This window comes from Thermoanaerobaculia bacterium (genome assembly GCA_018057705.1).
Classification (GTDB): domain Bacteria; phylum Acidobacteriota; class Thermoanaerobaculia; order Multivoradales; family JAGPDF01; genus JAGPDF01.
Window position 1 is genome coordinate 15128 of sequence record JAGPDF010000068.1, and the last position, 11558, is coordinate 26685.

Annotated in this window: 10 protein-coding genes; 6 read left to right on the forward strand and 4 right to left on the reverse strand. The window is 70.4% G+C overall.

The window, feature by feature from the left end:
* The 4 genes from KBI44_16920 to KBI44_16935 form a co-directional block, all read right to left on the reverse strand.
* A partial coding sequence (locus tag KBI44_16920) for a hypothetical protein (protein MBP9146161.1) occupies positions 1-584 on the reverse strand: 584 nt, incomplete at its 3' end.
* Positions 581-1966, reverse strand: coding sequence for a glycosyltransferase family 4 protein (locus KBI44_16925; protein MBP9146162.1), 1386 nt, complete (start codon positions 1964-1966; stop codon positions 581-583). The genes KBI44_16925 and KBI44_16920, both read right to left, overlap by 4 nt.
* 9 nt (positions 1967-1975) lie before the next feature.
* Positions 1976-3025, reverse strand: a complete 1050-nt coding sequence (locus KBI44_16930; GenBank protein MBP9146163.1) for a glycosyltransferase family 4 protein — start codon at positions 3023-3025, stop codon at positions 1976-1978.
* Positions 3022-3540, reverse strand: coding sequence for a hypothetical protein (locus KBI44_16935; GenBank protein ID MBP9146164.1), 519 nt, complete (start codon positions 3538-3540; stop codon positions 3022-3024). Before KBI44_16935 ends, KBI44_16930 begins: the two co-directional genes overlap by 4 nt.
* 175 nt (positions 3541-3715) lie before the next feature.
* On the opposite strand from KBI44_16935, the gene KBI44_16940 reads away from it, so the two are divergent.
* The 6 genes from KBI44_16940 to KBI44_16965 form a co-directional block, all read left to right on the forward strand.
* The gene (locus KBI44_16940; GenBank protein MBP9146165.1) at positions 3716-4861 is read left to right on the forward strand and encodes a glycosyltransferase family 4 protein; all 1146 of its coding nucleotides are present in this window, start codon (positions 3716-3718) and stop codon (positions 4859-4861) included.
* Positions 4858-6021, forward strand: coding sequence for a glycosyltransferase family 4 protein (locus KBI44_16945; protein MBP9146166.1), 1164 nt, complete (start codon positions 4858-4860; stop codon positions 6019-6021). The genes KBI44_16940 and KBI44_16945 overlap by 4 nt, the downstream gene beginning before the upstream one ends.
* Positions 6018-7127, forward strand: a complete 1110-nt coding sequence (locus KBI44_16950) for a glycosyltransferase (GenBank protein ID MBP9146167.1) — start codon at positions 6018-6020, stop codon at positions 7125-7127. The genes KBI44_16945 and KBI44_16950 overlap by 4 nt, the downstream gene beginning before the upstream one ends.
* Positions 7124-8551: an undecaprenyl-phosphate glucose phosphotransferase gene (locus KBI44_16955; GenBank protein ID MBP9146168.1), complete on the forward strand. Its 1428-nt coding sequence runs from the start codon at positions 7124-7126 to the stop codon at positions 8549-8551. The genes KBI44_16950 and KBI44_16955 overlap by 4 nt, the downstream gene beginning before the upstream one ends.
* Before the next feature lie 161 nt (positions 8552-8712).
* Positions 8713-10101: a sulfatase gene (locus tag KBI44_16960; protein MBP9146169.1), complete on the forward strand. Its 1389-nt coding sequence runs from the start codon at positions 8713-8715 to the stop codon at positions 10099-10101.
* Between the two features lie 89 nt (positions 10102-10190).
* A partial coding sequence (locus tag KBI44_16965; GenBank protein ID MBP9146170.1) for a DUF2029 domain-containing protein occupies positions 10191-11558 on the forward strand: 1368 nt, incomplete at its 3' end.

Consider the following 11558-nt stretch of genomic DNA (forward strand, 5'->3'; position numbering starts at 1 on the left):
CCGCTCGCGACGATCCAGAGCGAGCCCTGCCACCGCACCTCGAACGCCTTGCCGCCCGACTCCACCCGACCGCCGGCCAGCCAGGGGTTGCCGGCCAGCCAGCCGGCCAAGCGGGCGACCCACCCGATGCCGGGCTCGATCCTCGCGACCCCCAGGAGGCTCTCGCCGGAGCCGCTCCAGGCCACGGCCATCTCGCGCGCCGGCGGCAGCGCGAATGGCCCGAACCGCGGCAGCCTGGGGCGAGCGATCTCCGTCGAGCGGGCGAGCTCGGCCAGATAGAGGTCGAGGTCGCCGACGCGCTCGTCGAGCACCCCGAGATTCTGATGCGGCGAAGCGAGCCAGACCACCTTCTCGAACGCGGAATCGGCGTCGAGGAGCGCCGCGAGCTCGGGCGACGGCACGCCGGCGCGTTCGCGGGGTGAAAAGTAGTGCCGATAGTGCGCCCCCGCGGCCAGGACCAGGGCCCCGGCGACGAGCAGCCAGAGTACCCGCCGGGCGACCCGGCGCCGCTCGCCGGCGGGCGCAGTTGCCGCGGCAGAAGGATCCGGCCGGCCGGGCTGGGCCGGGGGTAACGACCCGTTCAAGGGCGTTCTCCGGGCGGGAGCTCGGGCCCCATGAGCTCGTTCAGCTGCGCGGCGAGCAGCGCGAGCACTTCCTCGTCACCCTCCCCCACCCCGAGATCCGCGAGCTCGCCGCCGATCACGCCGAGCAGCGCCGGCCTGGGGTCCGATGCCGTGAAAGGCGCCAGCGGCGGCACCGCGACGAACCTCGGCGGATCCGAGGCGGCCGCCTGTTCGAGGAGCTCGAGGCAGGCCGCAGCCGCCGCTTCCGCTCCATGGTGAGCCACCGCCCAGGCGTGCGCCTGCGCGCCGAGGGCCGCGACGAGCGCCGGGCGCGCGGCGAGCGCCCGAAGATAGGCGACCAGGGTCCCCTCCTCGAAGCCGTCGAGCGGCAACTGCAGGCAGGCGCCTTCGGGCACCTCCGCGAAGGCGCCAATCTGGTTGACGACCGTGGGACGGCCGAAGGCGAGGAGACGAACGAACGAGGCCGACGTCTCACCGCCGGTCGGATGCCGCAGGTTGAGCGCCACGTCGCAGGTCCGCATCCAGTCGTCGAACACCGCCTCCTCGGCCCGGCCGACGACGGCGACGCCGGCGGAGCCGAAGCGCGCCAGCGCAGCCTCGAAGTCGTAGTGCGGCGAGCACTCCCCGACGATCACGAAACGGGCGTCGGGCCGGCTCTCCCGCAGGCGGGCGAACGCCGGCAAGGCGACCTCCAGCCGCTTGTGCGGCGTCACGAAGCCGAACGAAGCGACGACGAAGGCGTCCGGGTCGAGGCCGAACCGGGCCTTGAGCGCGCGCTGCTCCGCTGCGGTCGGCGGCAGGAGGCGCTCGGTGTCTACCGGCATCGGCAGCTTGCCGACGTGGGCGAGCGGCCGGCTGGCGAGCACCCGCTGGCGGGCGAACTCGTTGTGCACGATGACCGCGCGACTGCGGTCGACCAGGCGCTCGAAGAGCGGGTAGTTCCAGGTATCGACCGGATAGTGGGTGTCGAGCAACCGGCGCGCCGCCATCTCGCCGCTGCGCCCGGCGGCGTAGCGCATCTCCTCGACGTAGCCCGCGGCGTCGCCCCTGGCGAGCGTCAGCCCGCGTACCAGATGGTGCAGCATGAACTCGTGCAGGACCACGACTCCGGGCAGCTCGAGCGCCAGCCGGAAGCTCTCGGCATGATGCGGCGCGCTGTTGCCGATCTGGTAGACGATGAGGTCGTAGCGGCCGGCCGCGGCCGGGAGCTCGCCGGCCGGTCGGCAGCGCCAGCGCCTCGCGATCTCCTCCGCCGGCGCCCGGTCGCCGTCGAAGAAGAGCTCGAGCTCGTGGCGGTCGGAGATTCGCGAGAGCAGCGCGAGGCTGTAGTCGGCGATTCCCGACGACGCCGGCGGCAGCGGACTCACCCAGGCGATGCGCACGCTTTCGCCTCAGGCGAGCGGCGCGAGCAGCCGCTCGACGACGCCGTCCCAGTGGATTGCCGCGACCGTCGCTGCCCCGGCGAGCCCGAGACGGCGCGCCAGCGCGCGGTCGCCAGCCAGGCGGTCGATCCGGGCGCCCATCTCGCGGTGGGCGCCGGGCGGGGAGACGAAGCCGTTCACGCCGTCGCTCACGAACTCGAGCACGCCGCCACTGTCGCTCGTCGTCAGCACCGGCCGCCCCGACAGGAACGCCTCCACGGTGACATAGCCGTAGTCCTCGTCGAACGGGGCGTAGAAGACCGCAAGGGCCGCGGAGTAGAGCTCGATCAGGCGCTCGTCGGTGATCCGCCCCGGCAGCTCCACCCGCCCGGCGATGCCGAGCTCCCGGGCCAGCGAGAGGAGACGGTCGCGGTCGGGACCGTCGCCGGCGATGATGCAGCGCACCGGCGATTTCGCCGCGGCCACGGCGCGCAGCAGCAGGTCGAATCGCTTCATCGGATCGAGTCTGCCGACCGAGAAGAGGTAGTCGCCATGGTCGGCCGAGCGGTAGCGGCCGCCGAGCGCCGGCGGCGGGTAGAGCGGCTCGGCCTCGAGGCGGTTGAAGCGCTGCAGGCGCTCGGCGGTATTGCGCGAGATCGAGAAGCGCGCTCGCGCTTCGCCCAGGGCGCGCTGGTCGAACTGGCGCAGCATCTTCTCGGTCTCGGCGTCCTCGGTGCGTTCGCCGAAGTCGCTGAAGCGCGTTCCCTTGAGGTCGTAGATCTGGCGGAACTGGTGAATGAGCCAGACCACCTTGCGCGGGTGCCGCACGAGGTAGGAGGGGAACCGGGTCGCGATCACCAGGTCGATGGGCTCGCCGGCGGCGCTCGTCAGGTCGACCATCCGCCAGGCGAGGGCGCTCTGCAGAATGTTCAACCGGGACGACCAGTTGAACGGCAGACTGACGATCTCGGCCTGGTGACCGCGACGGACGAGCTCGTCGCGCAGGCTTTCGTAGAGGACCTCGGCACCGCCCCGGATGAAAGGAATCTGCGCTGCGCAGATGGCGATCCGGGCACTCACCCGGCGGCGCTCCCGGTCGCCCCGGGCGCCGGACCGGCGGAGGCATCCTGGGCGGGCTCCGGATGCGGCCCGGCCGGAGGCAGGAGTGCCTGCTCCAGGCGCTGCAACTGCTGCTCCATCCGGGAGCTATCTTCCGCCGCCCGCTTCTGGCGTTGTGCCACCTCGGAGAGCAGCCGGCTGGCGCTCTGGTTGAAGCTGTTCTGCTGCTGCAGGACCGCGCGCGCGTGCCACTTGAGGAACAGGTGGTAGAAGGCCTTGCGGACGAACACCAGGATGCGGCCGTAGACCGGGCGCGGCGACACTGGCTGCGGCTCCTGAACGAATTCGTGGCGTTGCAGCTCGAGCAGCAGGCCGTGCAGCTCGTCGGCGCCCGTGCGGATCGTCGCCGCCTCGCCCTGACGCTGGCGCACGGCAGCACGCAATCCGGCGATCGTCGCCGCGAGGCGCGCCTGCTCCGCGCCGCCGGCGGAATCAGGCGGATGGGCCGGGTCGGGGGATGCGGGCGGAGTGAGCATCGTTTCGCGGGCCAGAACTTTAGCACTCGCTCCGCGCACCCAACGGCGGCGAGTGCGCTGTCGTAGACTGGAGCGTCCGCGCAGCGCCCGCCCGCGGGCGCTGCCGACTTCGAGGAGAGCCTTCCATCGCCCCTTTCCGGAAGCCGCACCCGCGCAGATGCAACCGAGGCGGCAGATGAAGGCTCGTCCACGGATCGGCGTCGACCTGCGGGCGCTGGTCCCGCGTCCCACCGGCATCGGCGTCTATACCGAAGCGCTCCTCCGCGAGCTGCTGGAGCGCCGGGAGTTCGACCTCGTCGGACTGTCGCATGCCCCCCTGCACGAGTCGGTGGAGCTCTCGGGCCGCGACCTCGAGATCGAGGTCCACGGCGCGCCGCTCGGCGTACTCTGGCAGCAGCAGTACCTGCCGCGGCGCCTGGCGCAGGGGGACATCGACCTCTTCTGGTCGCCGCTCCTGACGCTGCCGGGGCGCCTGCCGGTGCCCGGCGTGGTGACGATTCACGACCTCGCGGTGCTGCACCATCCCGAGACCCTGACCTGGCGCGTGCGCTTGAGCCTCCTGCCGTTCCTGGACAGCACCGTGAGACTGGCGACGGGCATCCTCACCGTGTCGCATTCCGTGGCCGGCGAAATCGCCCGGCAGTGGCCCGAGGCGGCGGCGCGCCTCGCAGTGGCCTGGAACGGCGTCGCGCCGGAGTGGAGGCCGGCGTCCGAGAGCGAGCTCGCCGCCAGCCGCCGGCGCCTCGACCTGCCGGAGCGTTTCGTTCTCTTCGCCGGAACGATCGAGCCACGCAAGAATCTCGATCTGCTCCTCGACGCCTGGCAGGCGCTGCGGCAGAGCAACGACTCGACTCCGCCACTGCTGGTCGCTGGCCCCGATGGCTGGGGCTCGCGCTCCACCCACCAGCGGATGGAGCGGCTCGCGCCGCTGGGCCTCCGCCGGCTCGGACATCTCGAGCGCGCCGATCTCATCGCTGTGCTCCAGGCCGCCACGGTCTTCGTCTTCCCGTCGCTCTACGAAGGGTTCGGGCTGCCCGCCGCCGAAGCGATGGCCTGCGGCGTCCCGGTCATGGTCTCGAACAGTTCGAGCCTTCCCGAGGTCGTCGGCGCGGCCGGGCGGCTGTTCGACCCCGACGATCCCGCCGACCTCGCGGGCGGCCTCCGGGATTGGCTCGACTCGCCGGCGGTGCTCGCCGCGGCCCGGGAGCGCGGGCTCGATCGCGCCCGGGAGCTCACCTGGCAGCGCTCGGCGGAGGTGCATTCGCGGGTCTTCCGCGAAGCTCTCCGGGACCCTTCCAGGGCCCACCCGGAGGAGGCGTGAGCGTTCCGATGATCGCGATCGACGCCCGCAAGCTCGCCGACTTCGGCATCGGCACCTATCTGCGCGGCCTGCTGGGGGCGATTGCCCGGCTCGACACCGGGTCGCGCTACCTGCTGATGGCGCCGGCAGCGGCCCGTGAGCTCCTCCCCGGCCTGCCCGCGAACTTCACCTGGATCGAAGAGAACGCTCCCGGCTACTCGCTGCGGGAACAGTGGTCGATCGGCCGGCACCTCGCCCGCCATCGCCCCGATCTCTTCCACAGCCCGCACTACGTTCTGCCGATCCGCACCCCCACGCGGGTGGTGGTGACCATCCACGACCTCATCCACCTGCTCTTCCCCGAGTTCCTGCCCAACCCGGCGGCCAAGGTCTACGCGCGCCTGCTGCTGCGGCGGGCGGTCCACCGGGCGGACCGGATTCTCACCGTGTCGGCGGCGACTGCGTCCGATCTCGTGCAGCACCTGGGCGTCGACCGGCAACGCATCGAGGTCACCTGGAACGGCGTCGATGACGCCTTCCGCCGCCAGCTCGAGACTCCGGAGCTCGACCGCGCGCTCGCCGCGCTCGGCCTCGCGGCCGGCTACTACCTCTTTCTCGGCAATCCGAAGCCGCACAAGAACCTCGAACGGGTCGTCCGCGCCTTCGCCCGGCTGCCCCACGACGAGCGTCGTCTGGTCATCGGCGGCGTCCCCGAGGCAGGCGTGGAGGAGGCCGGACTGCGCCGGTGGTCCCGCGAGCTCGCCCTGGGCGACCGCCTGGTCGTCCTTGGCCGCCTGCCTCCCGACCGTCTTCCGGCGCTCCTCCAGGGGGCCGTGGCGCTGGTCTTCCCGTCGCTCTACGAAGGCTTCGGCCTGCCACTCGCCGAGGCGATGGCGATGGGGACGCCGGTCGTGGCCTCGACGACGCCCGCTCTGGTGGAGATCGCCGGCGGCGCGGCCGAGCTCGTGGACCCGCAGGACACGAGTGCCATCGCCGCCGCCATGGCGAAATTGGCCGGCGATCCGCAGCGCCGCCGGGAGCTCGCCGAGGCCGGCCTGAGACGCGCCCGCGCCTTCCGCTGGGAGGCGACCGCCTCACGGACCCTCGAGGTCTACCGCCAGGTGATCGCCGGAGACACCGCGCGTCCCCGAATCGACGGGATCGGCAGGAGGAGCGCATGAGCGCGGGCATCGGCCTGGTGCACGACTGGCTCACCGGCCAGCGCGGCGGGGAGCACGTTCTGGCGGCGATCGCCCGTCTCGCCCCGAAGGCGCCGATCTACACGCTGTTCCATCTCCCCGGGACGGTCTCGGCGGAGATCGAGGCGCATCCGATCGTCACCAGCTTCCTGCAGCGCGCGCCCCTGCTCGCGAGCCACTACCGCCACTATCTGCCGCTCTTTCCGGCGGCGATGCGGTCGCTCGATACGTCCGCTCACCGACTGCTCATCTCGTCGAGCCATTGCGTGGCCAAAGGGGCCCGCCGGGCCCCCGGCGGCTTCCACGCCTGCTACTGCCATACCCCGATGCGCTACGCCTGGGACCAGCGCCGGGCCTATTTCCCGGCTCCGAGCGGCCCCGCCGGCTGGTTGCGTGAACGCATCCTCGACCGGCTGCAGGCCTGGGACGTCGCCACCGCCGGCCGGGTCGACCTCTACCTCGCCAACTCGACCTTCGTCGCCGGACGGATCCGCCGGTACTACGGCCGAAGCTCGGAGGTCCTCCCGCCCCCCGTCGACACCGCCTTCTTCCGTCCGGGGACCGAGCCGCACGAGGCGTTCGTTCTGATGGTCGCTGCCCTGGCGCCCTACAAAAAAGTGGATATTGCGATCGCCGCCTGCCGTCGGGCCGGAGTGCCGCTGGTCGTGGTGGGCGACGGTCCCGAGCGCCAGCGGCTGGTGCAGGCCGGCGGCTCGACAACGCATTTCGCGGGCCGGGTCGGCCCGGAGGAGCTCCGCCGCCTCTACGCAACCGCCCGCTGCTATCTCCAAACGGGGATTGAGGATTTCGGGATCGCAACGGTCGAGGCGCTGGCCTGCGGCACGCCGGTCCTGGCGCTCGGCGAGGGCGGCGTCCTCGACATCGTGGAGAGCGGCCGCCACGGGCTTCTGGTCGACGATCCGGGCGTCGAATCCCTGGCGGCCGGAATTGACAAAATCCAGCAGATGAAGTTCAATCCGATGGACCTTCGAAGCCGGGCGGAGGAGTTTTCCGCCGAGCGGTTCACGACCCGCCTGAAGAGGTACCTGCACCCCTTCCGGCCCGAAACCGAGGGAGAGTCCAGTTGATCCATCAACGATTTCGAATCGCCGCGGCGGCGCACCTCTTCGGCGACCTCGTGGCCACGGCGCTCGCCTTCTTCGGCGCCTGGGCCCTGCGTTTCGAGCTCGAAGTCGTCCCGCTGACGAAGACCGCGCCGGACCTGTGGCGCTATCTCGAGCTCCTGCCGGTCGCGCTGGTGCTCTTTCCGGTCGTGTTCTATTTCCACGGCCTCTACCGCCAGCGCCTCTATCGCGCGCGCGTCGACGAGACCGTCTCCGTGCTGCTGGCGGTCATTCTCGGCACGGTCCTGCTTTCCGGCATCACCTCCTGGTACCGGCCGGCGCTCGCCCCCGGCAGCATCGAGTACTTCACCTACAGCCGCGCCTTCCTCGCCCTCTTCGCCGCGCTCGAGCTCGTTTCGGTCGTCACTCTGCGAGTGGCGATCCGCGGTCTGCTGCGCAGCGCGAGCCTGCACGCCGGCAACCTCCAGCGGATCCTGGTGGTCGGCGCCGGCGAGCTCGGCACCGACATCGCCGCCAAGCTCGTCGCCCACCGCGATTTCGGCGTCGAGGTGATCGGTTTCCTCGACGACGATCCGGCGAAGCGGAACCTGCGCCCGGCCGGCCTGCCGGTGCTCGGCGAGACTGCGGAGCTCCAGCGCGTCATCGACGAGAACCGCATCGATCAGGTCTTCATCGCCCTGCCGCTCGAGGCGCACAAGAAGATGATGCAGGTGCTGCACACCGTCGGCAGCGAGTGCGTCGAGGTCAAGCTGGTGCCGGATATCCTCCAGTACGCCACGATCAAGGCGACGCTCGAGGAGCTCGACGGCACGCCGATCATCAATCTCTCGCAGGTGCCGCTCCAGGGCTGGCACAGCCTGGTGAAGCGGGTGCTGGACCTCGTCTTTTCGGCCGCCGGCATCGTCGTGCTGCTGCCGTTCCTGCCCTTCGTGGCGCTCGCCATCTGGCTCGAGGACCGCGGACCGATCTTCTACAGCCAGGAGCGCATGGGGCTCGACGGCCGGCCGTTCATGATCTGGAAATTGCGCTCGATGCGGCGCAACGCCGAGGCCAGCACCGGTCCGGTCTGGGCGGTCGAAGACGATCCGCGCCGCACCCGCTTCGGCTCGTTCATCCGCCGATGGTCGATCGACGAGCTGCCGCAGCTCTGGAACGTTCTGGTCGGCGACATGTCGCTGGTCGGCCCGCGCCCCGAGCGCCCGACCTTCGTCGCCGAGTTCCGCAAACACCTGCCACAGTACATGGTCCGCCATCGCGTGAAGTCGGGCATTACCGGCTGGGCGCAGGTTCACGGCTGGCGCGGCAACACCTCGATCCGCAAGCGCCTGGAGTTCGACCTCTATTACATCGAGAACTGGTCGCTCGGGCTCGACTTCAAGATCCTCTGGATGACGTTGCGGCACGGCCTGCGACTGAACGCGCATTGAATCGTTCCCATCTCTTCGCGCTGGCGGGAGTCGCTGTCCTCGCTCTCGGCGGGGCCGGGTGTGCCCCGTCCGACCCCTCGGCCCGCTCCGGCGGCAGCTCTCCGGAGACCGCGGCAGCCGGGGCGTCGGGGGGAGCGGCCGTCACGGATCCTGCGAGCTTCTTGCCCACGGGCTCGCAACGGCCGCCCAACATCCTGCTCGTCACCGTCGACACCCTGCGCGCCGACCACCTCTCGGCATGGGGCTACAAGCGTGCGACGTCGCCGAACATCGACCGTTTGGCGAGCGAGGGTGTGCGCTTCGACCAGGCGCAGACGCAATGGCCGAAGACCGGGCCGTCGTTCACGTCGATCTTCACCTCGACCTACCCGAAGGACAACGGCATCGTCCGCCAGATCGGCATTCCCGTTCCGTGCACCTTCACCATGCTCGCCGAGGCGCTGCAGCGCGCCGGCTACAGCACCCACGCCGTGGTCGCGAACGGCGCGGTCGGGCGAGAGTTCTACTTCGACCAGGGCTTCGATACCTTCCTCGAGTCGTGGAAGCTGCCGCCGCCAGGCGATGAGGCAGACCCCAACGGAGCCGAGAACGTCACCCGCCTGGCGCTCGCCGCGGCGGCCAAGATGGACCCTGCGAAACCGTACTTTCTCTGGGTGCACTATCTCGATCCGCACGCGCCCTACATTCCGCCGGTCGCCTTCCAGTCGCGCTTTCAGAACGATGAGCATTTCGACGGCAGCTTCGAGATCCCGGTCTCGGGGAAGCACAAGCAGGAGCTCGCCGGCATCGGCAAAGGCCAGGTCTTGAACGGCGACAAGCGGCTGGCGTTCTACGTCGCGCGCTACGACGCCGAGATCTCCTACGTCGACCAGGAGATCGGCCGGCTGCTCGCCGAGATGGGACAGCAGAAGCGGCTCGACGACACCCTGACCGCCTTCACCTCCGACCATGGCGAGTCGCTGGGCGAGCACGGCTACTACTTCAACCACGGCCGCTTCGGCTTCCAGACCTGCCTGCACGTGCCGCTCATTCTGCACTGGCCCGGCCGGCTGAAGCCGGCAGTGGACGAGGCCCCGGTGCAGCTGCTCCACCTCGCGCCGACGCTGCTCGCAGCCGCCGGCGTGGACCTCCCCGAAGGCCGCTGGAAGCAGGGCCAAAGCCTCTGGCCGCGCATCGCCAATCCTCCGGACACGGAGTCGGCAGCCGGCATCCTGAGTTTCTCCGAGGCGGGCACCTCCTCCAACCGCAGCTGGATCCGGATCGTGCGCAACCAACGCTTCGTCCTGCAGTTCGCCCCGCACAAGCTGGAGCAGAACTGGATCAGCGGCGAGGCCAGGCCGTGGGCGCTCTTCGATCTCGCGAACGACCCGGGCGAGACGAAGAACGTCGTCGACCTCCACCCCGCCGAAGTCGAGCGCCTGCAGGAGGCGATCGGCAAATGGTGGCGCGCCCCGACCTACGACTGCGCGACCGACACCGCCACCTGCGACGACACGCGCGAAGTCGACAAAGAGACCACCGAGCTCCTGAAGTCGCTCGGCTACCTGTAGCCCCGAGACTCTCGCAGCGCGTCGGCACGGCGCTGCGGTCCCGGAGAATTCTCTCGCCAGGCTTCTCCGACTCCCCTATAGTCCCACCGGTGATTCCGAAGATCGAACGTATCTCGGTAGCGCTCGCCGCCTGCGGCGCAGCAGCTCTGGCACTGTTCGTCGGCCTGCGCGGGCTCGGAGCGGGGCCGTGGCTCGCCGCCGCCCTCGCCCTGTCGATCGCCGGGGGCGGCGGCTTCGCGCTCGCCCGCAGGCTGCCCGCGGATCTCGACGGGATTCTGCGCACCCATCGCTGGTGGTGCGTCGCCTGGCTGCTGGTCGCGCTGCTCGCGCTCGGGCAGACGGCGCGGATGTCGGCCTTCATGCTCGATCCCGCCGAAAAGCAGCAGTCGCTCTTTCCCGACGACCCCTGGTACGTCGCGCACTGCTGCCTCACCGCCTACTCCGAGGCAGCGCGCCTGGCCACCGAAGGCAGCCCCAACATCTTCACACCGGAGCTCTACTTCGACCGCAAGCTCGGCAGCTTCAATGTCGATGCTTACCACTATCCGCCGACCTTCCTCATGCTCCCGCTCGCTCTCCGCACGCTGGCCGGGGCGGACTTCGTGCATCAGCGGATGCTCTGGTTCGGGATCTCCGCTTTGGTCCTGCTGCTGGCGATGGCCGCGGCGGCCGCGGCGCTCGAGCCGCGGGCCCGCCGGCGGGCGATCGCCGTGGCGCCGGCGGTCTGGCTCTCGATTCCAGTTCAGCTCGGCTTCCAGATGTCGAACGTCCAGCTCCTGGTGATCTCGATTTCGGTGCTGGCATGGGCTGCCTTCCGGCGCTTCCGGCCGCTGGGCGGAGCGCTCCTCGCTCTCGCCATCGTCTGCAAGATCTTCCCCGGCATTCTCGGTCTCGATCTCCTCCTGCGGCGCCGCTGGCGGGACGTCCTCTCCACCGCCGCCTTCGGTCTCGTTTTCTGCGCCGGAATCTACGCCGTCGTCGGGCCGGAACCGTTCCGCGCCTTCGTCGAATTCGAGGTGCCGCGGCTGTCGAGCGGTGAAGCGTTCGCGCGTCCGTTCTCGCGCGCCTTCGCGGTGGCGCACAACATGTCGCCGTTCGGCGCCGCCCTCAAGCTCGAAAAACTCGGCCTCCCCGGCATGGGCATGGCAGCCGCAAAGGTGTTCTCCTTGATCTACGGCGTCGCGCTCGTGGGACTGGCTATCTGGGCGGCCCGCCGCGGCGCGCTCACGACCGCTGTCGCCAAGGGGTCTTCCGCCACGACCGAGCTCTCCGTCTGGCTGGCCTTGCTCTCGCTCGGCACCCTCGCGAGCCCCTTTGCACCGGCCAACTACGTGCTGGCCTCGGTCGTCTGGCTGGCGGCAGTCGACCGGGAAGACTTCTCGCCTCTCTTCGCCGGAATCGTCTGGCTCGCCACCTCGGCCCCCTTCCTCCTGCAGCGCGACGGCGAGTTCGTGCTG